At 62.8% G+C, this 22424-nt stretch carries 19 protein-coding genes; 14 read left to right on the top strand and 5 right to left on the bottom strand.

The window, feature by feature from the left end; all coding sequences use genetic code 11:
- Nucleotides 1-144: 144 nt before the first annotated feature.
- The 4 genes from SU48_RS06980 (at nucleotide 145) to SU48_RS06965 (ending at nucleotide 4331) form a co-directional block, all read left to right on the top strand.
- On the top strand, nucleotides 145-1005 hold the full coding sequence (locus tag SU48_RS06980) for a serine/threonine-protein kinase (RefSeq protein WP_407919255.1): 861 nt from the start codon (nucleotides 145-147) through the stop codon (nucleotides 1003-1005).
- Nucleotides 1002-1901 (top strand): DNA polymerase III subunit delta, encoded by a 900-nt coding sequence (holA, locus tag SU48_RS06975; protein ID WP_064014620.1) that lies wholly within the window; start codon nucleotides 1002-1004, stop codon nucleotides 1899-1901. The genes SU48_RS06980 and holA overlap by 4 nt, the downstream gene beginning before the upstream one ends.
- Before the next feature lie 330 nt (nucleotides 1902-2231).
- Nucleotides 2232-3368 carry an acyl-CoA dehydrogenase family protein gene (locus SU48_RS06970; protein ID WP_064014619.1) on the top strand — a complete coding sequence of 379 codons (1137 nt, stop codon included), beginning with the start codon at nucleotides 2232-2234 and terminating at the stop codon, nucleotides 3366-3368.
- Nucleotides 3369-3491: 123 nt separating this feature from the next.
- Complete coding sequence (locus SU48_RS06965; protein ID WP_064014618.1) at nucleotides 3492-4331, top strand: SDR family oxidoreductase; 840 nt, start codon at nucleotides 3492-3494, stop codon at nucleotides 4329-4331.
- A gap of 64 nt (nucleotides 4332-4395) precedes the next feature.
- Here SU48_RS06965 and SU48_RS06960 read toward each other — a convergent pair whose 3' ends face one another.
- Together SU48_RS06960 and SU48_RS06955 are read right to left on the bottom strand one after the other, a co-directional pair.
- Complete coding sequence (locus tag SU48_RS06960; protein WP_064014617.1) at nucleotides 4396-6000, bottom strand: gamma-glutamyltransferase family protein; 1605 nt, start codon at nucleotides 5998-6000, stop codon at nucleotides 4396-4398.
- Nucleotides 6001-6225: 225 nt separating this feature from the next.
- Complete coding sequence (locus SU48_RS06955; protein WP_231881552.1) at nucleotides 6226-7497, bottom strand: MFS transporter; 1272 nt, start codon at nucleotides 7495-7497, stop codon at nucleotides 6226-6228.
- A 151-nt stretch (nucleotides 7498-7648) separates the two neighbouring features.
- Here SU48_RS06955 and SU48_RS06950 point away from each other — a divergent pair, with 151 nt between their 5' ends.
- The 10 genes from SU48_RS06950 (at nucleotide 7649) to SU48_RS06905 (ending at nucleotide 18956) form a co-directional block, all read left to right on the top strand.
- Nucleotides 7649-8323, top strand: a complete 675-nt coding sequence (locus SU48_RS06950; RefSeq protein WP_064014616.1) for a PspA/IM30 family protein — start codon at nucleotides 7649-7651, stop codon at nucleotides 8321-8323.
- A 253-nt stretch (nucleotides 8324-8576) separates the two neighbouring features.
- Nucleotides 8577-9293, top strand: a complete 717-nt coding sequence (locus tag SU48_RS06945) for a hypothetical protein (protein WP_064015905.1) — start codon at nucleotides 8577-8579, stop codon at nucleotides 9291-9293.
- Nucleotides 9290-11224 carry a 1-deoxy-D-xylulose-5-phosphate synthase gene (gene dxs / locus SU48_RS06940; RefSeq protein WP_082869701.1) on the top strand — a complete coding sequence of 645 codons (1935 nt, stop codon included), beginning with the start codon at nucleotides 9290-9292 and terminating at the stop codon, nucleotides 11222-11224. The genes SU48_RS06945 and dxs overlap by 4 nt, the downstream gene beginning before the upstream one ends.
- Nucleotides 11225-11346: 122 nt before the next feature.
- Nucleotides 11347-12654: an adenylosuccinate lyase gene (gene purB, locus SU48_RS06935; protein WP_064014615.1), complete on the top strand. Its 1308-nt coding sequence runs from the start codon at nucleotides 11347-11349 to the stop codon at nucleotides 12652-12654.
- Between the two features lie 315 nt (nucleotides 12655-12969).
- Entirely contained in the window at nucleotides 12970-13338 is a 369-nt protein-coding gene (locus tag SU48_RS06930) for a phage holin family protein (protein WP_064014614.1), read from the top strand.
- A gap of 17 nt (nucleotides 13339-13355) precedes the next feature.
- Nucleotides 13356-14333: a pantoate--beta-alanine ligase gene (gene panC, locus SU48_RS06925; protein ID WP_231881718.1), complete on the top strand. Its 978-nt coding sequence runs from the start codon at nucleotides 13356-13358 to the stop codon at nucleotides 14331-14333.
- Entirely contained in the window at nucleotides 14330-15406 is a 1077-nt protein-coding gene (locus SU48_RS06920; protein ID WP_064014612.1) for a PilT/PilU family type 4a pilus ATPase, read from the top strand. The genes panC and SU48_RS06920 overlap by 4 nt, the downstream gene beginning before the upstream one ends.
- Before the next feature lie 148 nt (nucleotides 15407-15554).
- A complete protein-coding gene (locus SU48_RS06915; RefSeq protein WP_064014611.1) occupies nucleotides 15555-16025 on the top strand; it encodes a transcription elongation factor GreA in 471 nt (156 codons plus the stop codon).
- 666 nt (nucleotides 16026-16691) lie between these two features.
- Nucleotides 16692-18200 (top strand): 4-alpha-glucanotransferase, encoded by a 1509-nt coding sequence (gene malQ / locus SU48_RS06910; protein WP_064014610.1) that lies wholly within the window; start codon nucleotides 16692-16694, stop codon nucleotides 18198-18200.
- Between the two features lie 183 nt (nucleotides 18201-18383).
- Nucleotides 18384-18956, top strand: coding sequence for a cob(I)yrinic acid a,c-diamide adenosyltransferase (locus SU48_RS06905; protein WP_064014609.1), 573 nt, complete (start codon nucleotides 18384-18386; stop codon nucleotides 18954-18956).
- 79 nt (nucleotides 18957-19035) lie between these two features.
- On the opposite strand, the gene SU48_RS06900 is transcribed toward SU48_RS06905, so the two are convergent.
- The 3 genes from SU48_RS06900 to rsmA all read right to left on the bottom strand — a co-directional run bounded on the left by SU48_RS06900 (nucleotide 19036) and on the right by rsmA (nucleotide 22383).
- Entirely contained in the window at nucleotides 19036-20172 is a 1137-nt protein-coding gene (locus SU48_RS06900) for an N-acetylmuramoyl-L-alanine amidase family protein (RefSeq protein ID WP_231881551.1), read from the bottom strand.
- A 254-nt stretch (nucleotides 20173-20426) separates the two neighbouring features.
- A complete protein-coding gene (locus tag SU48_RS06895) occupies nucleotides 20427-21362 on the bottom strand; it encodes a carbohydrate kinase family protein (protein ID WP_064014608.1) in 936 nt (311 codons plus the stop codon).
- 145 nt (nucleotides 21363-21507) lie between these two features.
- Nucleotides 21508-22383 (bottom strand): 16S rRNA (adenine(1518)-N(6)/adenine(1519)-N(6))-dimethyltransferase RsmA, encoded by an 876-nt coding sequence (gene rsmA / locus SU48_RS06890; protein ID WP_064015902.1) that lies wholly within the window; start codon nucleotides 22381-22383, stop codon nucleotides 21508-21510.
- Nucleotides 22384-22424: the final 41 nt, after the last annotated feature.

The raw sequence follows: 22424 nt of genomic DNA, 5'->3' as shown, positions 1-22424 counted from the left end.
TGAGATTCTGACCACATGTTTTTTTATGGGCTGCGGGAGTGGCGTGGTTTCCCACCCTGTTCGGCGGGCAAAAGTTGCAAAGTGGAAAGCTGAACTGGACAGCCTGCTACTATTGTGTACAATTTTCGTGGTTAAATAGAGCGAGTGTTAGATTTATCCGGTTCGCAACCTATTGAACACCCCCGCACGGTGGCGGCGCGGGGCGGCGTGCTGAGCGAAACAGGCGAGTGGCGCGGCCAGAATGTCTTCGTCAAGACCCTGCTGACGGCTGACCCCGATGTACGCGAACGCTTTAAGCATGAGGGCCAGATTGCTGCCATGCTGGATCATCCGCTGGTGGTGCCGTTACTGGCCCGCACACCCACGCAGTTGCTCTTTCCTTTTATTCCCGGCGGCACGTTGCGCGATCTGGCACTGTGCGGCCCCATGTCGGCAGCCGAGGCGAGCGCGGTGGCCATGGGCGTGCTGCACGCCACCGCCCACCTGCATTCGCGGGGCGTGACCCATCAGGATCTGAAGCCGGAAAATGTATTGCTGATGCGCGGGCCTGTGCAGGCGGACTCGGTGCGGGTCATCGACTTCGGCATGAGTCACGCCCGCACCTTGCCGCTCGATATTCACAGCGGGACGCGCATGGGCACGCCGCATTTTATGGCTCCAGAACAGTTCAAAGGCGTGCGCGGCGATCCCCGCAGCGACCTGTATTCGGTGGCCGTGCTGATGTTCGATTGCCTCGCCGGACACCCACCCTACGAGGACGCGCTGGGCTGGCTGGTGGGCATCCATGAGCGCCGCGCCGCGCTGCCCGGCCCCGCCGAACTACATCCGGTGATGTTGGCAGCCCTTGACCGAGACCCCAGTGGACGCCACAACAGCGCCGCCGAGATGCTGCAACAACTGTGTGCAGTGCGGCGTCAATTGGGCTTTTCGGTCAGTGGGCCATACGAATCTGCGCTGTCGCCGGACATTACGACACCGGGCATGACTGTGGGGGAAACCGCTTGAGCCTGGTCGTGTTTACGGGCAACCGCTTTCTGGCCGAAGAAACGCTGCGCGACACCCTGACCGCGCGTGGACTGAATCCACGAGAATTGCCCCGCATGGGTGCCGAGGACGTGACCGCTGAGGCCCTGCGCCCCCACCTCTCGCCCGGCCTGTTCGGAGACGGCGGCGTGATCGTGGATTTTGACGGTGTGAAGCCCGACAAGGCGCTGTTGGAACTGCTGGCTTCAGCACAGGTGACGGTGGCAATTTTGGATGAAGCACCGCCCGCCACGCGCCTGAAGGCCTACGCTGGGGCCGAACAGATCGCCTCGGCGGCTCCGGCCAAAGCGGGCGAGGTGGCCGGATGGGTAGGGATGCGGGCCAAAAAAATGGGGATCAAGCTTGAACGGGACGCCGCCCTGTACTTGGCCGAAGTGTTCGGGGCCGACCTCGCGGGGATCGCGTCGGAATTGACCAAGCTCACGCTGATAGACGGGCCATTTACCGCCGACGCCGTGCAGCACGTGGTGGGCCGCGAGCCACCCGGAGACAGCTTTGCCATGTTGGGCGCGGCCACGGCGGGGCGTCCGGGTGAAGCCGTGATGCAGCTGCGCCGCCTGATCGCGTCGGGCGAAGACCCCTTCAAGCTGATGGGCGCGGTGGTCTGGCAATACGCGCTGGTGGCCCGCTGCGTGGCCCTGCTGCAAGAAGGGGGTCGCGTGACCGAAGCCGCCGCCGCCCAACGCCTAGGCGTGAAACCGTACCCGGCGAAGAAGGCGCTGGACGTTGCAAGGCGTCTGAACGAAGGCAAGATTCGCGCTCATTTGGGCCGGATTCTGGATGCGGATTTGGCAATGAAGCGCGGGCTGGATGCGGGAGTAACGATGGAACGGCTGATGGTGCAGTTGAGCTTGTAGGATGGGTGATACTGACCGCCCATGTCTCTTCACATCTTCTATTATTCCCGTGTTATTCCCTATTAACTCCTACCCTATTTCGCCCAATCAGAACAGCTAGTTTTGACTGACGCCAGACTCTGTGGGCGAAGCAAGACCAGCTTTGGATTTAGATAGTTTTTTCCGGTTATTCCTCAGTAATTTTATAGAGATGAGGTGACTCGCTTAGGCTTACGCTTCAGGCGACTGGCCCCGCCCTCCCCCATTCCGTACCCCTGAATCTGATAGATTGAACTCAGTTCAAAACCTTCTCCCCCACCTTTTGATACAGCCATTCCCACAGGAGCGCACATGGATTTCACCTTGTCTGACGAGCAACGCCAGTTGCAGCAACTTGCCCGCGATTTTGCCCGCAAGGAAATTATTCCGATTGCCGCCGAGTACGATCAGCGCGAAGAATTGCCTTGGCAAGTGGTTGAAAAGGCCTTTGAAGTGGGCCTGCTGAACGCCGCCATTCCTGAACACGCGGGCGGGCTGGGACTGGGCATGTTCGACGAATGCCTGATCGGAGAGGAACTGGCTTACGGCTGCATGGGCATCTACACGATTCTGATGGCCTCCGAGCTGGGCATTACGCCGATTCTGGTGGGCGGCACCGAGGAGCAGCAGCAGCGGTTTTTGGGGCCGATGACCGAGAAAGCCAGCCTCGCCGCTTTTGCCCTCAGCGAACCCAACAACGGGTCTGATGCTGCCGCCATGCACACGACGGCTGTGCTGGACGGCGACGAGTGGGTCATCAACGGCACCAAAATGTGGATCAGCAACGGTGGGATGGCCGAAGTCACGGTGGTATTCGCCACCACAGACCGTCAGGGCGGGCATAAAGCAAGCGTCGCCTTGGTGGTTCCGAAGGACGCGCCCGGCTTCAGCTACAACAAGATCAAGCACAAGATGGGTCAGCGGGCCAGCCTGACCAGCGAACTGGTGTTTGAAAACGTGCGTGTGCCGCGTGAAAACCAGTTGGGCGGCTTGGGCGACGGCTTCAAGATTGCCATGAAGACGCTGGACAAAACCCGCATTCCGGTGGCGGCAGGTTCGGTAGGCATTGCACGGCGGGCGCTGGATGAATCGGTGAAGTATGCCAAAGCGCGGGAAGCCTTCGGGAAGCCGATTTCCACCTTTCAGGCCATCCAATTTAAGATTGCGGAAATGGCGATGGGCATAGAAACGGGCCGCCTGATGTACCAAAAAGCCGCGTGGTTGGTGGATCAGGGGCAGGCGCACGGGTTCGAAAGCGCCATTGCCAAGGCCTACTGCTCCGAAATGGCCTTCGACGCCGCCAACGAAGCGATTCAGGTACACGGCGGTTACGGCTACGTGGGTGAATACCCGGTAGAAAAACTGCTGCGCGACGTGAAACTGAACCAGATCTACGAGGGAACCAACGAGATTCAGCGCGTGGTGATCAGCCGTCAATTGCTGAAGTAAATGGGATGGATGCGGGGCCGTGAACTGTGCTGGGGTTCACGGCCCCGCTCTGTTGCCCCTCTGTCTTCTCACATTGTCAGGCTTCCTGCGCCACACGCCGCCCGCGCCGCCTATGCTGTAGGCATGAGTTACGGCGATCTAGTAGGCAAAACAGTGTTGGTCACGGGGGCCACCAACGGCATCGGGCTGGTGACGGCGCGGGAACTGGCGAACCGGGGCGCACGGGTAACCATCGTGGGGCGCGACGCCGCCAAAACCGAGCGGGTGGCACGGGAAGTGAACGCGGTGGGCACGTTGCTGGCCGATTTGAGCGAAATGAGTCAGGTGCGCCGCGCTGCTGCCGAATTTGCAGAGAAAAATACTGCGCTTGACGTGTTGATCAACAACGCTGGGGCGTTCTACTCCAAGCGGCAGGAGTCACGGGAAGGCGTAGAGCTGACGTGGGCGCTGAACCATCTGGCCCCGTTTTTGATGACGCAGGAGCTGTTGCCGTTGCTGCGGGCCACAGTGGGCGCACGGGTCATCACAGTGGCATCGGCGGCGCACGGGATGGGCCGAATCCGCTTCGAAGACCCCGAATTCCGCACGGGCTACAGCGGTTGGGCAGCCTACAGCCAGAGCAAACTCGCCAACATCCTGTTTGCCCGCGAACTGGCCCGCCGCGAACCGGGCATTCTCAGCAACAGCCTGCACCCCGGCATGGTACGCAGCGGGTTTGCCCACAACAACGGGGGCGCGGCTTCCCTGCTCTGGGGCGTGATAGACCGCTTTGCCATCTCGCCGGAAGACGGGGCTAAGACCACCGTACATCTGGCAACCGAGGGCGGCGACGGCATTACTGGACGGTATTACAGCAACAGCCGGGATACGATGCCCACGTCGCAGGCGTTGGACGATGGGGCGGCGGCGCGGCTCTGGGCGCTGAGTGAGCGGTATGTGGGCGGGGCGGTGTTGGCGGGCTGAGGGAGAAGGGAGATCACTGACCACTTACAGCTTATCCACGATCTACCCTCCACACTCTCTCGCCTCACCAAGCGGCGATATGCCCATCCGTCCGGCTTTCCGTGCCGCCTTCCAACACGCCCGTTTCTGGGTTACGGCGAATCATTTGACCCCGGCCAAACGAGCCGGAATCGAGTTGCACGCGCACGTCGTGGCCTAATCCAGCCAGAGCGCGGGCGGTGGCGGCGGGCAGGCTGTGTTCCACCTCTACCGTTTTGCCCGCCAGCCATTGCCAACGCGGGGCATCAAGCGCTTGCTGGGGGTTCATGCCGTAGCGCACGGTATTTAATACTACTTGCAGGTGGCCTTGCGGCTGCATAAAGCCGCCCATGACCCCAAACGGGCCAACCGGCGTGCCGTCGCTGCGGGTCAGGAAGCCGGGGATGATGGTGTGGTACGGGCGGCGTCCGGGCGCGAGGGCGTTGGGATGGCCCGCCTGTAGGCTGAAATTGTGGCCCCGGTTGTGTAGCGCGATGCCTGTGCCGGGAACCACCACGCCGCTGCCGAAGCCCATGTAATTGCTCTGGATCAGGCTGACCATCTGGCCCCTATCGTCGGCGGTGGCGAGGTAGACCGTGCCGCCCGTGCTGGGTGCGTGGGTGCTGGGATCGTGGGCAGCGGGGCCAATGTGGGCGCGGTGGGCAGCGGCGTTGGCACTGGACAGCAGGTGCGCGGCGTCCACAGGCACATGGCGCGGATCACCGACGTGAGCGTGGGCGTCATGAAACCCGCGTTTCATGGCTTCGATTTGCAGGTGCAGCCCCGCTGGATCGCCCCAATGGTCGGGCAGCGGCAGGCCGTCCAGCACATTCAGCGCGATGAGGGCGGCAATGCCCTGACCGTTGGGCGGAATCTCGTGGACACGGTGGCCCATGTACTCGGCAGCAATAGGCGTGATCCACTCCGACTGGTGCGCGGCGAGGTCTGAGGAGCGGAGCAACCCGCCTGTGGCTTGGGCGTAGGCATCGATTTGGGCTGCTAAGTCGCCGTCATAGAACGACGCGCCGTGTGTGGCGGCAATCGCTTCCAGCGTGCGGGCGTGGGCCTCGCTGCGCCACAGGGCACCGGGCGTGGGTGTAAATCCGTTGGGGGCGAAGGTGCGAAACCATTCCTCGAAAACAGGCAGATTCAGACCGCTGTAAATGCGAATGGCCCGCGCCCAGCCCGCCGCCAGCACGGGCGAAAGCGGGTAGCCCTCGCGTGCGTAGGCAATGGCTGGAGCCAGCACCGCCGCGAAGGGCAGGCGGCCAAAACGGGCGTGCAGGTCGGCCCAGCCGCGCACCGCGCCGGGTACGGTCACGGGCGTCCAGCCATGTTTCGGCATCTGGCCGCCGTGCCGCTCCTCTAGGGCGTCCAAGCTCAGGGCTGCCGGGGCCGCGCCGCTGGCGTTCAGGCCGTGCACTTCCCCGCCGTCCCACACCAGCGCGAACAGGTCGCCGCCGATGCCGTTGCTGGTCGGCTCCAGCACCGTCAGGGCGGCAGCGGTGGCGATGGCCGCATCAACGGCGTTGCCGCCCGCTGCCAGCACACTCTGGCCCGCCTGCGCCGCCAGCGGTTGAGAGGTCGCCACCATGCCGCGCCGCGCATACACCGGACGCCGCACTACCGGAAATTCAGGTTGAACCGTCATGCAGGGAAGCTTAGAGCAGTTGTCCAAATCACACCACCGAAAAAGGAGAATTCCGGTGGCTCCGTTCTCTGCTCCTTGCGCTCTCCGAGTCCGTCCTGATCGGTAAAATTCACTCGCTCCGCTCGGTCATTGTTAGAACAACTGCTCTAGAGCGTGGGTGGGTTGGGAAATCCTTAAGCGGACAGGCCGAGCGCGGGCTTCATCAACACCGCACCGCAGGCAATTTTACGCCGCCGCCGCCCGCACTCCCGCCTGCCGGGTCACGCCCAAGGCCAGCCCCGCCGCCAAAATGGCCAGCACGCCCGCCGCCAGAAAAGCCGGGCCGTAAGTGCCCAGCGATTCCCGAACGAGGCCACCCAACGCGGTAGCGGAAGCCGCGCCCACCTGATGAGAAAAGAAGACCCAGCCGTAAACCGTGCCAACGTTGGCTGTGCCGAACGTGCGGGCGGTGAGCGCCACGGTGGGCGGCACGGTGGCGATGTAATCCAGCCCGAACAGCACAGCAAAAAATACCAGCCCTGTTCCGGGCGGCAGCAGCGGCAACGCCAGCAAGCTCAGCCCCCGAAAGGCGTAGTAGGCGGCCAGCAACAGGCGTGGGTCTAGGCGGTCTGTCAGGTAGCCGCTGCCCAGCGTGCCCACGAAGTTGAAGGCCCCCATCAGGGCCAGCATTCCGGCGGCGTACCCGGCGGTGAGGCCAAGGTCGCCGCAGTAAGCGATGAAATGCGTGCCGATGATGCCGTTGCTGGTGGCCCCGCACACGAAAAAAGTGATGGACAGCAGCCAGAAATCCCGCGAACGCAGCGCCCGGCGCATCACGTTTCCATCGGGTTTGGCAGGCACGATCACGGGCGCGGCCGGGTCGAGGGGGCGGCCATCCATGCCGAGGCCCACTTCTGCCGGACGGTCTCGCAGCAAGGCCCAGAACACAGGCGTGAGGAGCAGCGCCAATACGCCGATGCCTAGGCTGGCCATTCGCCATCCGGCTCCCTGCGCGGCCAAGGTCAGCAGCGGAATAAACATCAGTTGGCCTGCGCTGGTAGCGGCCCCAAACACACCTGTGACCAAGCCGCGCCGCGCCTGAAACCAGCGGGAAGCCACCGTCGCGCCCAATACACTGCCCACCAAACCAGTGCCGAGGCCGCTCAGCACGCCCCAGAGGATGAACAGATGGGCTTCGGTCTGGATCAGGGCACTGAGACCGAACGACAACGCGACCAACACGAGGCCGAACGTGGCGACCCGGCGCGGCCCCTGTCTGTCCATCAGGTAGCCGCTGAGGGGTGCGCCGAGGCCGAACATCAGCAGGCCCACGCTGACGGCGGCGCTGAGGGTGGTCAGGCCAAAGCCCGTGCCGACGGTCATCGGCGTCAGAAACACGCCGGGGGCCGACCTTGCTCCGGCGGCCAGCAACAGCGCGGCAATGGTGATGGCGACGATAATTCCTGCCCGGCCCCTCAGCATTCCGCCGCCTGCTGCGCCCGCTCCCTCTTTCATCATGCCTTGACTTTACCTTGATGCTCTGGTGCTGTCTGCGGCCAAAGGAACCACAAGCAGCGTGCGTGCGTAATGATAGCCGGGCCACTTCCCAGTCTTCGACTCTCTAACCCGGTAATCCAGACCTGCCGAACTTCTCTTAGGAGGCACCACCATGACTATTCTTGACCGCTTGTCCCGTCTGCTCCGCTCCAACGTCAACGACCTGATCAGCAAGGCCGAAGACCCCACCAAAATTATCGAGCAGGCCTTGCAAGACATGCGGGCCGCCTACACCGACGCCCGCAGCGAAGTGGCCGGAGCCATGAGCCAGAACGCCAAGCTGGAGCGCGAGGCCAGCACCAACCGCAAATTGGCCGCCGAGTACGAGAAGAAAGCCGAAGAAGCCCTGCGCGGCGGCAGCGAAGATTTGGCCCGCGAGGCCCTCCGCCGCGCCCAGAACCACAAAGACCTCGCCGCCGGATTTGGCGAGCAGGTGGCCGTGCAGAGCAGCACCGTGGACGCCCTGAAAACCCAGTTGCGTGCACTGGAAGCCAAAATCGACGAAATGGAATCCAAGAAGACCCTGCTGGCCGCCCGTCAGAAGACCGCTCAGGCAGGCGCGACGCTTGACCGCGTGTCGGGCTTCGACAAGGCAGGCGGCGCGATGGACGCCTTCGAGGACATGGAAGAAAAAGTGGCGGGGATGGAAGACCGCAACAAGGCGATGGGCGAACTCCGCAAGGAAAACGACTTCGACGCCCAGTTGAAAGACTTGGGCCGCGACAAAGATCTGGACGACGCGATGGCGGCCCTGAAAGCCAAAGTGCAGGGCGGCAGCCAGAGCTGAGGCCCGCGCAACAACTCAGGGGGGCGGCGACGATGGAGGTTGCCGCCTCTTTTTGGTTGGATTCGGGGTTGAAAGGTGAACCCCCGGTTGTTGACGCAACGCCCCCAACCTGACCCACCCTTCACGCTCCGGCCCCCTCCCGCTTTTGGGGGACGCCTGACCCGGCCCGGCGGCAGACAATGGGGGCAACAAAGGACGGAACGCCATGAATGCTGACAGAATGCTGGGGATGCCGCGCTTTAGCCTGAAGGCCATGTCTGGCCGTATGCCAATTCGTTCTTCTGCCGTGTGGGGGGTAGCCGCCCTGACGATGCTGCTGGGGGCCTGTGCGCCCGCTCCAGCACGGGTTTCGCCGCCAGTACAGTCCAGTACCGTGCCCGCCAGCATCTCGTTTTATCCGCAGGAAACGGGCCTGAACTGGACGTATGTGCCCGAAGGTGAAAGCACCGCCAGTACGCCGTATCTGCTCCGCACGTTGGGGCCAACCGTGTTCGGGGGCCAAACCGCACTGGCTTTTCAGCTGACCGGACGGGGAGCTGACCAGACGTGGTACAGGCTGATCGGCAGTTCGGGCGTAAAACTCTTGGGATTCCGCAAACCCGGCGTAACCGTTACGCTGACGCCCCCTTGGACGGAAGCGCCCGCCGAAAATGCGTGGCGCGTGGGCCTGAGTTGGGAAGGCACGACCACCGCCCGCGTGAGCAGCGACGACGGCAAGGTGCAGTCCGAAGGCCTGCTGCGCTACCGCTACGACGTGCAGGATCGCCGCCGCGTGAGTACCCCCGGCGGCAGTTTTGATGTGTGGGTGATCACGCGGCAAATTTCGGGCGAGTTGGGCAGTCTGTTTCCAGCGGCGCAGCAGATCTGGTTTACCCCGTTTGTGGGCGATATTCGCACGCCCGAAGCTCTGTTGCTGACCGCCCGCAATTTTTCCAGCCCCGCAACTGCCCCCACAGGAGGCCAGCCATGACCCGCACGCCCGAACAATCCGCCTCTACTGCCGATTTGGTGGCTGCATCTCCCCTCACACCGCTGCTTGACCGCGTGAACAGCCCCGCCGACCTGAAGCGGCTGTCGCGGGAGCAGTTGCCCACGCTGTCGCAGGAGTTGCGCGACGAAATTACGCGGGTCTGCTCGGTAGGCGGGCTGCACTTGGCAAGCAGCTTGGGCGCAACCGACCTGATCGTAGCGCTGCATTACGTGCTGAACTCGCCGCGTGACCGCATTCTGTTTGATGTGGGACATCAGGCCTACGCCCACAAAATACTGACCGGGCGGCGTGACCAGATGCATACGGTGAAAAAGGAAGGCGGGCTGTCGGGCTTTACCAAGGTCAGCGAAAGCGAACACGACGCGATTACGGTGGGCCACGCCAGCACCAGCCTCGCCAACGCGCTGGGCATGGCGATGGCCCGCGACGCACTAGGCGAGGATTACACGGTGGCCGCCGTGATCGGAGACGGCAGCCTGACTGGGGGCATGGCACTGGCCGCCCTGAACACCATCGGGGACGTGCAGCGCAAGATGCTGATTGTCCTGAACGACAACGAAATGAGCATCAGCGAAAACGTGGGAGCCATGAGCAAATTCATGCGCGGCCTACAGGTGCAAAAGTGGTTTCAGGAGGGAGAGGGAGCCAGCAAGAAGGCGATGCAGGCGGTGAGCAAGCCCTTGGCCGACCTGATGAGCCGCGCCAAGAGCAGCACCCGCCACTTCTTCGACCCGGCCAGCGTAAATCCGTTTGCGGCGATGGGCGTGCGCTACGTGGGGCCAGTGGACGGCCACAACGTGGGCCAATTGGTGTGGTTGATGGAACGCCTGATCGACCTTGACGGCCCCACGATTCTGCACGTGGTGACGCGCAAAGGCAAAGGCCTGAGCTACGCCGAAGCCGACCCGATCTACTGGCACGGCCCCGGCAAATTTGACCCGGCCACTGGAGACCTGTCCAAAACGGCGGGCGGCAAACCTACTTACTCTTGGAGTGCAGCATTTGGCGACGCCGTGACCGAACTGGCTAAGCTTGACCCCCGAACCTTCGTGATCACGCCCGCCATGCGCGAGGGCAGCGGTCTGGTGGGCTTCAGCAAGGCGCACCCCAAGCGGTACTTGGATGTGGGCATTGCCGAGGACGTGGCCGTCACAACGGCGGCGGGCATGGCCTTGCAAGGCATGCGGCCCATCGTGGCGATTTATTCCAGCTTCTTGCAGCGGGCCTACGATCAGGTGCTGCATGACGTGGCGATTGAAAATCTGAACGTGACCTTTGCGATAGACCGGGCCGGAATCGTGGGCGCGGACGGGTCTACCCACAACGGCGTGTTTGATCTGAGCTACCTGCGGAGTATTCCCAATGTGCGGGTAGGCTTACCCAAAGACGCCTCCGAGTTGCGCGGCATGCTGAAGGCGGCGCAGGAAAGCCCCGGCCCGTTTGCCATTCGCTACCCGCGTGGCAACACCGAACTGGTGCCGGAAGGCACGTGGCCCGACCTGAAATGGGGCACTTGGGAGCGCGTGCAGGCCGGGACGGACGTGGTGATTCTGGCGGGGGGCAAGGCGCTGGAGTACGCCCTGAAAGCCGCCGCCGACTTGCCGGGAGTCGGTGTGGTCAACGCCCGCTTCGTGAAACCGCTGGATCTGGAGATGCTGCGCGAAGTGGCCGCGAGTGCCCGCACCCTAGTCACTGTGGAAGACAACACCGTGCTGGGTGGCTTCGGCAGCGCGGTGCTGGAAGCCCTGAGTGACATGGGCCTCCGCGTGCCTGTGCGCGTGTTGGGGATTCCCGACGAGTTTCAGGATCATGCCACCGTGGAAAGTGTGCATGCCCGCTCCGGCATAGACGCGCAGGCGATTCGGACGGTGCTGGCGGAGTTGGGCGTGGATGTGCCGCTGGGCGTGTAGGGCATGGAACGTGGCAACGGCGCGCGTGAACGCCGGGGCATCAGGAGTCGTTTCTGGCTTCGCCGCCCGCTCCCCCACAACGCACAACCCATTCTTGCTACGCTGCCCCCCGTGATTGCCCAATGATTGACCGCTACCTGACCCCCGAAATGAAGGCGCTGTGGAGCGAAGCCAGCAAATACCGGGCGTGGCTGCGGGTAGAACTGGCCGCGATGGGGGCGCAGGCCGCGCACGGCGAAGTGCCCGCCGACGCTTACGCCGCCCTGACCGCCCGCGCCGCCGCCGACCCGCTGGACGAGGCGTTTGCCGAGCGCGTGGCCGAAATCGAGGCCGTGACCCGCCATGACATCGTGGCCTTCACGCGGGCGCTGACCGAGCGGTACGGCGAGGAAGCCCGCTTTATTCATCACGGGCTGACCAGCACTGATGTGGTGGATACAGCCCAGAACCTGCTGCTGGACGAGGCGCTGACCGTGATTCTGGCTGACGCCGCCAAGCTGCGCGAGGTGTGCCGGGTGCAGGCGGTGGCCTACAAATACACACCCACAGTAGGCCGCACGCACGGCATCCACGCCGAACCGATGACCTTCGGTCTGAAGTTTCTGAACTGGATGGCGACCCTAGACCGTGACGCCGAACGCCTGACCGCCGCCCGTGAGCGTGTGCGCGTGGTGATGCTGTCGGGCAGCGTGGGCACCTACGCCCATGTCAGCCCCGAAATTGAGGAAGCCGTGGCCGCCGCGTGGGGCTGGACAGCCGCGCCCATTACGAACCAAACGCTGGCCCGTGACCGTCACGCCGAAGTCCTGTCGGCACTGGCGATTTTTGGCACTACGTTGGAGCGGATCGCCGTCGAAATTCGCCACTTGCAACGCAGCGAAGTGCGCGAGGCGATGGAACCGTTCGGGAAGGGACAGACGGGCAGCAGTTCTATGCCGCACAAGAAAAACCCGATCCTGACCGAAAACGTGACCGGATTTGCCCGCTTGCTGCGCGGTTTCCTCACCACCGGACTGGAAAACGTGGCCCTCTGGCACGAGCGCGACATCAGCCATTCCAGCGCCGAACGCGTGATTTTGCCCGATGCCACCGCTGCCGCCAGTTACGCCGCCCGCCGCCTGACTGGGGTGCTGCGCGATCTGGTGGTCTTCCCCGAACGGATGCTGAAGAACATGAACGACCTCGGTGGCTTGGTCTTCAGCCAGCGCGTGCTGCACGCCCTGATCGACGAAAAAGGCATGAGCCGCGAAGCCGCCTACGAACTGGTTCAGCGCAACGCCCTGCACAGTTGGGAAACGGGCGAGGGCCTACGCGACCTACTGAAAGCCGACGCCGCCAACCCTCTGAATGATGCGGAATTGGACGCCGCGTTCGACCTGGCGTTCTATCTGCGGCATGTGGATCATATGTACGGGCGGTTCGGGCTGTAATTGACTCCTGAAGAGGAAAATTCATGTCGAAGAAACACGTGTATTGGATTTTAACTGCACATGGCATCGGTTCGTTTTTCGTTCCCTTTGTACTCACAGGCGACGCTATAGTAAGTCTTATCGTTTTCCTGTGTTTCGTGTTGTCTTTTGTGGTGTTTACTCGGATTAATAAAGTTAAATGGCCCTAAGGGCGAATTCGCTCTTAATTCTTAGATGGACGGAGGAAAAATACAACCGTTCAACGTTTAGCTGCCCAGTAATCAAGGGCGTACAGTCGATTTCCCCACTCCACCCATGCCGCCGTATGATAGGCGCATGGGCTTCTTAATTCGCTTGCTGGTGAATGCACTGGCGCTGTACCTGCTGACCCTCGTGTACAACGGCGTGCGATTTGCGCCGGGGGCCGACGTGGTGGGCGTCATTTTGGCCGCGCTGGTGCTGGGCATCGTGAACGCGCTGATTCGGCCTGTGCTGCTGCTGCTGAGTCTGCCCGTGAATGTGCTGACGCTGGGCCTGTTTACGCTGGTGGTGAACGCAGTGGTGCTGTGGATCGTGGCGGGCGTGACCGTGCTGGACGTGGCGGGCTTCGGCGCGGCGTTCATCGGGGCCATCGTGCTGGCGGTCATCAGTTGGGCACTGGACGCGGTGATTGGAGCTGTGGGACTGGACGGGAAACGGGCGTGAGGGGCGCTGTGGAAACCTTGCCGCAAATCATCAGTGACCCCGCCGAACTGCGCTCGGTGCTGGCTGGGCGCGGGCGCGTAGGCTTTGTGCCCACGATGGGCTACTTACACGAGGGCCACGCCACTCTGATCTCTCAGGCGCGGGCCGAGTGCGACCTGTTGGTGGTCAGCATTTTCGTGAATCCGCTGCAATTTGGGGCAGGCGAAGACCTGAACAAGTACCCCCGCGACCTGCCCCGCGACTTGGGCGTGGCGGGCGGGGCTGGGGCCGACGTACTGTTCACACCGTCCGTAGACCTGATGTACCCCGACGGGTTCTCCACCCGCGTGACCGTGTCGGGCGTCAGCGAGGGGCTGGACGGCGCTTCGCGGCCCGGACACTTTACGGGCGTGGCGACGGTAGTCCTCAAGCTGCTGAATCTGGTGCGCCCTGACCGGGTGTATCTGGGCGAAAAAGACTGGCAGCAATTGGCCGTGCTGCGGCGCATGGTGCGCGACCTGAACGTGAATGTGGACGTGATCGGGGTGCCCACCGTGCGGGCGGCGAGCGGGCTGGCCCTCAGCAGCCGCAACGCCTACCTGACGCCGGAGCAGCAAGCGCGGGCCGCCGTGCTGCAGAGGGCGCTGCGGGCCGTGCAGGACAGCCACGCCGCCGGAGAAACGCAGGTGCAGACGCTCCAGCAGGCGGGACTGGATGTGCTGGCAACCGATGAGGCCGTTGAACTGGATTACCTCAGCATAGTAGATGCAAAAATGCAGCCGCTGGACAGTGTGGAGCCGCCCAGTAAGATGCCGGGGAAGACGCTGGGGGTTGATGCACAGGAACGTGACAGGAATGACAGAGCCGGGGGCGACAATAGGAACATGACCCGTGTGCTGCTGGCGGCCCGCATGTTCGGCGTGCGCCTGATCGACAATTTGCCCTTGATGGCCGCACTTTCGTCGGAGGATCAGGCGTCCGAGTCTCAGGCGTTTGAGGCTCAGGCACCAGCATGACCCTCGACGAATTGCTGCACGAAATGGTCACCCGGCGCGTGTCGGACGTGCATTTGCAGGCAGGCAGCCCACCGATGGGCCGGGTAGACGGCGTGCTGATGCCCTTCGGCACGCAGGCCCTCATGCCGCCCGATACCCTCAAGCTGGCGCAGGCGCTTCTGACGCCCGACCAGTGGGAAGATTTCGAGTACCGCAACGAGCTGGACACCGCCTACAGCGTGGCTGGACTGGGCAGATTCCGCTGCAACGTGTTCCGGCAACGCGGCGCGGTGGGCATCGTCATGCGAATCGTGGCAGATTCGATTCCGGGCTTCGAATCGCTGGGGCTGCCCGTAGACGTGATGAAAGGGTTTGCCGAGGCGTCACGCGGCCTGATCTTGGTCACCGGGCCGACTGGGGCGGGCAAAAGCACCACGATGGCCAGTCTGATCGACCACATCAACAGGCATTACTCGTACAACATCATCACCATCGAAGACCCGATAGAGATTCTGCACCGCAATAAGAAATCCATCGTGGTGCAGCGCGAGGTCGGCAGCGATACCCGCGACTTCCGCACGGCCCTGAAGTTTTCTATGCGCCAAGACCCCGACGTGATCATGATCGGCGAAATGCGCGACAAGGAAACGGTAGAAGCCGCTCTGACCGCCGCGCAGACCGGGCATCTGGTACTCAGTACCCTGCACACGCAGGACGCCGTGAAAAGTGTGAACCGCATCATCGACTTTTTTGCGCCCTACGAACGCGACCAGATTCGGCTGCTGCTGGCCGAGTCGCTGGTCGGAATTGTCAGCCAACGCCTGTTGAAGCGGGCCGACGGTGTGGGCCGGGTGCTGGGCACCGAGATTTTGCTGGCGACGCCACTGGTGCAGGAATACGTGAAGGACGAGGAAAAAACTGCTCTGATCAAGGACGCGCTGATCGAGGACAACATCCGGGGCATGCACACCTTCGACCAGAATCTGGTGGAACTGTACCGCCACAATCTGATCACGATGGACGAGGCGATGAACAATGCCACCAGCCCGCACGAACTGAAACTGATGATTACCAAATCTGGTTTTGCGTACTGACAGCTCGGTTCGGATCAGGCGTCCCAGCGGCGGGAAGGGCGTGCTGGCCGCGCTCTTGCTGGCCTGAATCACAATGGCGACTGCGGTGGATGGCCTTGACCTGCTCCCCGCTCCCCACTCACGCGCCCGCGCTCTATACTCTGGTGTTATGACCAAGGATCGCATCACCATGACGCAGCGAGGCTACGACAAGCTGCAAGAAACACTCCAACACCTCAAAACCACGCGCCGGGAGCAGATCAGCGAATATATGGGATCGGCACTGGCCGACGGCGACCTGCGCGAAAGTGCCGCCTACGACGAGGCCCGCATGCAGCAGAGTGAGAACGAGGGCCGAATCGTGGAGATCGAGCATCAGTTGGAACGTGCCCTGATCGTGGCCGAGGATTCCAGCGGCGGGATCGGGCTGGGGGCCAAAGTGCTGGTCAAGGATGCCAAGGGTGTGCAGCGCAAGTTCGAACTGGTGGGCACCTACGAAGTTGATGTGCTGAACGGCAGAATCAGCGACGCCAGCCCTATCGGTGTCGCCCTCGCCGGAAAGCGCACAGGTGATTCTGTGACCGTGCAGTTGCCCAAAGGCACCATGCAATTCGAGGTGCTGAGCGTCGAGTACGACTGACTTTTTAGGTCTGAAGTTCAGCGTTGAGCTGGGGGCGGGGCCATGCGCCTTGCCCCTCTTCTTATCCGGAATCCGCACCACTGCCGCCACAACCTTGGCCGCACCGCCTGCGGCTCTATTGTCGTGAACGGACGCTTGTCTCGGGTAGAACGGACGCCCATGAGGACGCCTTCCCGCATGAGGACACCATTCCTCCATACCGCCTAGCCCGTAGTGTTTCCCACTCGCTCTGCTGCGCAGCTTGGCAAGTCTCCTGCCCTTCGGGCCTCTGCAAGTCGGAGTGGATCCTGGAGCATTTGTCATCATAATGACCGAGCGAAGCGAGTGAATTTTACCGAGCAGGACGGGCTCAAAGAGCTGCGGAGCAGAGAGTGGAGCCACCAAAAGTCCCTTTTTTCGGTGGCGTATTTCGGAGAGCCGCTCTAGAAGAGCAGGATTCAATCGAAATCCGTGTTACTCGTGTTTTTGTGTGGGTTCTGGCGCAGCGCTCTTCTCCGGTTCAGGCAAAGTTGAGGATGCGACACAATCTGCGCCGACCTTGGGTAGAATCGGGCCAGAAATGGACAGGCTTCAGACGAGCGCTGCAGATTTAGATCATCATGGAAGCACTTCCATCAGGGTTGGATCCGGCACCTTATCCGGGGCTAGACAGTGCAGAGGAGAATCATGACCATCAAACGTTCAAGCGGTGTGCTACTTCATCCGACCAGTTTGCCCGGCCCCTACGGCATCGGCGCTTTGGGTGTTGAGGCACGGAAATTCGTAGATTGGTTGGCCGAAGCGGGGCAGGCCTACTGGCAGGTCATGCCGCTGGGGCCGACGGGCTACGGCGACAGCCCCTATCAGGCGTTCAGCGCCTTTGCGGGCAATCCGTACCTGATAGATCTGGAAACCCTGCACGCAGACGGCCTTCTGCAAGACAGCGACTTTACGGTGGTGCCCGAATTCGGCCCCAAAAAGGTGGATTTTGGGCTGCAATACGTGTGGCGCAATCAGATGCTCGACCGCGCCTACGCCCATTACGCTTTTGGTGGCTCGCAGAACCTCAAGCCGGAATTCGAGGCGTTTAAGGCCGAGGAAGCCGCGTGGCTGGACGATTACGCGCTGTTCATGGCACTCAAGGATGCACACGGCGGCCTGCCGTGGAACGCCTGGGAAGCCGCCACCCGTGACCGCGAAGCCGGGGCACTCGCCAAAGCACGCGACGCCCTGGCCTCGCCTATAGAGCGCGTCAAATTTATCCAGTTTCTGTTTTTCCAGCAGTGGCGGGCCATTCGCGCCTACGCCGCCGAGCGCAAGGTACAGATCGTGGGCGACATCCCCATTTTCGTAGCGATGGATTCCAGCGACGCCTGGGCCAACCGCGACCAGTTTTATTTTGACGATCAGGGCCAGCCCACGGTGGTGGCTGGCGTGCCGCCCGACTATTTCAGCGCCACCGGGCAGCTCTGGGGCAATCCGCTGTACAACTGGAAGAACATGCAGGCGGGCGGCTTCAAATGGTGGATCGAGCGTTTTGAAGGCAGCCTGAAGCTGTTCGATCTCGTCCGAATCGATCACTTCCGGGGCTTTGCCGCCAGCTGGGAAATCCCCTTTCCCGCAGAAACTGCCATTCAGGGCGAGTGGGTTCCGGCGATGGGGCAGCAAATGTTCGCCGCCGTGCGCGAGGCCTTGGGCGTGCTGCCCATCATTGCCGAAGACTTGGGTGTGATTACCCCCGACGTGGAGAAACTGCGCGACGATTTCGGGTTTCCCGGCATGGCCGTGCTGCAATTTGCCTTCGGTGGCGGCGATTTCAGCGTCAACGACTTCTTGCCCGAAAACCTGCGTGAAAATCAGGTGGTGTACAGCGGCACGCACGACAACGACACCACACGCGGTTGGTGGCAGCACGCCGAGGAGCAGGAAAAACACAACTTCCGCACCTACACCAGCAGCGATCCCACCGAGGAAACCTTCGCGCCTCAGCTGATGCGCATGGCCTTCGAGAGCCGCGCCAACTTGGCCGTTGTGCCGCTGCAAGACGTACTGAATCTGGGCACCGAGGCCCGCATGAACCTGCCGGGAACCACGGGTGATCACAACTGGACGTGGCGCTACCAAGCTGGCGACCTGTCTCCCGAAACGGCGGCGCAGTTGCGGGTGCTGACGGGAGAGACGGGTCGATTGGCGTAAACGGAGGAAGTGGGGCGTGGGCTGTAGGACGTGGGGAAACCTGCGCCTATGGCCTGCTTTTTGGGTTTGGGTTGGAGGGCGACCCCCCCAGTTGCTGACGCAACGCCCCTTAAAGCTGGGACAACACCGTCAATCTTGGCCCTTCCCACACCCTAGCCGCCACAACCGACTACCCTAGAGGCCATGAAGCTCTACACCAAAACAGGAGACGGCGGCACGACTGGGCTGTACGGCGCTGACCGCGTGAGCAAGGCGCATGTGCGCGTGGAAGCCTACGGCACGGTAGACGAACTGAACAGCGTGCTGGGGCTGGCGCGGGCGCACAATACCCGCAGCCACAAGCCCGACGCCCCGCTGGACACCGATCTGGAATATCTGCAAAATGCCCTATTTGATCTGGGTGCAGATTTGGCGACCCGTGCAGGCGGCATCTACGAGAAGAACCTGAGCCGAATAGATGCCGAGGACGTGGCCTTTCTGGAAGCCATGATCGACCGCTATCAGGCCGACGCGCCGCCGTTTACGGGCTTCGTGCATCCGGGGGGCACACCCGCCGCCGCCACGTTGCAAGTGGCCCGCGCTGTAGCCCGCCGCGCCGAGCGGGACGTGATTCACCTGATGCACGAGGAAGACACCAACATTCACGCTCAGGTGTACCTGAACCGCGTGTCCGATCTGCTGTTCATCATGGCCCGCGCCGTGAACCAGCGCAGCGGAATAAATGAAGAGGCGTGGAACGTGAAGAAACGGCGGTAAGTCTACTTAAAGGAGCAGGGCTTCAGCCAAATTGTCGCTGAAGCCCTGCTCCTTTCTCACTCACTACTCCCGACACCCTCTACTTCGTATTGAGAAAATCCAGAATGGCCCGCGCAATAGCCTGCGCGATCCGGTCACGGTAGGCGGGGTTGGCGAGGCGGGGGCCTTCGACGGGGCTGGAGCCGAAGCCGATTTCGGTGAGGATGGCGGGCGTGGTGGGGTTGCGGATCACGTAAAAGGTGTCGGTGCGAACGCCCCGGTTCACGGCCCCGGTGGCCGCGATCAGGTTGGTCTGCACTCTTTGAGCCAACTGGCGACTGAAGGCCACCTTGGCCTGAGCCAGAATGTCGCCCAACATGCTCTGGGCGCTGTTGGCGGCCTGCCGGGTCAACTCTTGTCCTACGCTGCCGCCGCCGTTTTCCCGCACGGCTTGGCTCCGGTCACTTCCGGCCAGCGGTTGCCCGAAATAGAAGGTTTCTATGCCCTGTGCGCTGGAGGCGGCGGCGTTCACGTGGATACTCACGAAAGCGCTGACGGTTCCGGTGGTCGCCAGCCGCGAGCGCATATCGAGATCGGTGCGTTTGTCGCTGCTGAGGTGGCGGTCTGTTTCGCGCACCATGACCACATCTATGCCGTGTTTGATCAGTTCGGCCCGCACACGCATGGCAATGGCCAACGTCACTTCTTTTTCGGTGACCCAGCGGCTGACCATGCCGGGGTCATAGCCGCCGTGCCCAGCGTCCAGCACTACCCTTGGGCGAATAGACGTTCCCGATCCGGCAGGGCGCGTCACCGCCGTTGGCGTCGGCGTGCGGGCGGGGGCGGGTGTGGCGCGGGCCTGTGGTGTGGCGGGCACCCGCGCGGCTGCCGCACTCGTGGGCACATCGATGACCAAGCGTGCGGGCTGCCCCGAAGCGGCGGGCAACACACTGGCCTTGGCACTGGCATGGCCTTTGGCCAACGTGACCGTGACCGTGCCGCCTGCCACCGCGTAGGCCGTGACCCCCGCAGCATTCAGCGCTCCCTGTTCGGCGGGCAGGGTGACATTCAGGCGCACCGTGACGCTCTGGCCGCTCACTTTCACAGTGCTGGTCGCCACTTTGGGAAGGTTGAAGACGAGCCGCGTGTAGCCGTCGTGGCTGCCCACACGGGGCACGGCGAGGGCCAGCGGCGCAAGCAGAGAACAGGCCAGCGGCAACAGCAGACGCCGGGACACAGAAAAAAGAGTGTTTCGAATTGGAATGAGCTTCACTGGCATGGAGTTTAACGGCCCCGCTGCCACAACACACTGGAAAGCCATGAGAAATGCGGCCCCTTTGTGAGATTGGGCACGCGCTGGCCCCCAAAGGATGAACGACACAGGCAAGCAGCAGACAAATAGGCACACAAATGAGAGGAAGGGCCAAGCAGCCGATCTGGCCCCTCCGCCCCCTCCATCAATACCGCAGCAACAGCACTCTGCCCGGCCTGTTACTTCTTGGTCATCACCGTCGCGAGGTCGCCGGGGGTGATTTCGCGGCTCTGGGCACCGAAGCGGGTGGCGGCCAACGCTCCGGCGGCGTTGGCGGCGCGGGCGGCGCGGGCCAGCGGCAGGCCAGACAGGGCCGCGTGGGCAAAGGCCGCCGTGAAGGTATCGCCCGCGCCAGTGCTGTCCACGACGTTGCCCTCCGGCGGCACGGCGTCCACGAGTTCGGTTTCGTCGGGCGTCCAGACGATGCTGCCCATCTTACCTACCTTCACGATGACTCGCCGCGCCCCGCCTGCGCCGAGTTGGGCCAGTGCCGTGCTGATGCTGCCCGTCCCCGTGAGCGCCAACAGTTCGTGCTGGTTCAGCATCAGGTAATCCGCGCCGATCACGTCCTGTTCCAGTTTGGTTCCGGCCTTGTTCACGGCCCCGGTGCCGAGGTCGATGAAGACGGGCACAGGCTTTTTGGCATTCTTGGCGGCTTCGATGGCCTTCAGCGAATACTCGCGCTGCGGCCCTTCGGTCAGGGAATAGGCCGAGATGATCAGGGCGTCGCTGGTTTCCACGTCCTTCTTTTTCAGCTTGGCCGGGTCGAGTTGGCGGTTGGCTGCCCCGTCGCTGATCATGGCCCGCAGACCGTCGGGGGTCTGCATCACCGTGATGGTACTGGTGAGGTGGTCGGGGTCGCGCTGAATAGCTGCCTCGGAAACGCCGCTCCCGCGCACACGGCCTAGGGCGTATTCGGCAAAGGGGTCGTCTCCGACACGGGCCGCCAGAATGACGCTGTGGCCGAGGCGGGCCAACGTGACGGAAATGGTGCCGCCCGCGCCGCCGGGTTCCATCGTGGAGCGGCTGGGGGCGGTTTCGCTGCCCGGTGTGGGCAACTGGTCTAGGTGATACAAGTGGTCAACTGTAACGTCGCCGATGACGTAGAACTTCACGGTTAGAACCTCCGGGCCGGGGTGGGACGTGGCCCTATGGATAGAAAAGCACTGTGGACAGAACAAGGAGGGGTGGAGACCGGGCCGACAGACATGAGGGAAAGACAGACCCCCTACCCGGTCAGACCTGCGTGTAATACGGCCTTTACCGTACCACGCCTAAGCTGCGGGCAACGGCTTGCAAATCGTCAAGCGCCACGTCTTCGGCCCGCACGTCGGCGCGTAGGCCCGCCCCGGCTATGGCGGCGTCTACAGGCGCGCCCTCATGCCCGATCAGGCGCAGATTGTTCCGCAGAGTCTTGCGGCGGTGGTGCAGGGCCGCGTCTATAAAACTGACCAACGCGGGGTCAGGCAGGGGACGGGCGCGGTCAAAATCGAGGCGCACCACGCTGCTGGTCACGTCGGGCGCAGGCAGGAATGCGCCTTTGGGCACGTCCCGCACATGCTTGACACTGCCGTAGAGGGCTGCCAGCGCACTCAGGAACCCGTAAGCCTCCTGACCGGGCTTGGCCGCGAGGCGCTGCGCCACTTCTTTTTGCACCAGCACGGTGGCCGACAGGATGTTGGGGGCCTGCATAAAGCGCGACAGCAGCACGCCCGTGATGTAGTAGGGCAAATTGGCGATAACACGGGTTCCGGGGGGCAGCCCCGCGTAATTGAAATCGAGGGCGTCGCCCCAGATCACGTTGACGCCTGTTCCCGCCAAAGTGTCGGCCAGCACAGGCTTCAGCCGCTCGTCTTTTTCCAGCGCCGTCACAAGCGCCCCGCGTGAAGCCACTTCACGGGTCAGCACGCCGAGGCCGGGGCCGATTTCCAGTACAGGCACGCCGGGGGCGGCCCCGCCTGCTTCGGCAATAGCCCGCAGAATATTGCCGTCGATCAGAAAATTCTGGCCGAGGCTTTTGGTAGGGCGCAGGCCGTGCAGCGTCAGCAGTTCGCGCACGCGGGCGGGGGAATACAGCGGTAAGGCCGACTGGGGCGCGGTTTCGGGGGAACCAGTATCGGTTGGGTCTGAATTCAAATCATTGTTCAAGGGAAACACGTCTCCGTTGGGGAAAGGCT

It is taken from the genome of Deinococcus puniceus (assembly GCF_001644565.1).
GTDB classification, from domain to species: domain Bacteria; phylum Deinococcota; class Deinococci; order Deinococcales; family Deinococcaceae; genus Deinococcus; species Deinococcus puniceus.
The sequence above is the reverse complement of the archived record's forward strand: the minus strand, read 5'-3'. Positions and strand labels throughout refer to the sequence as shown.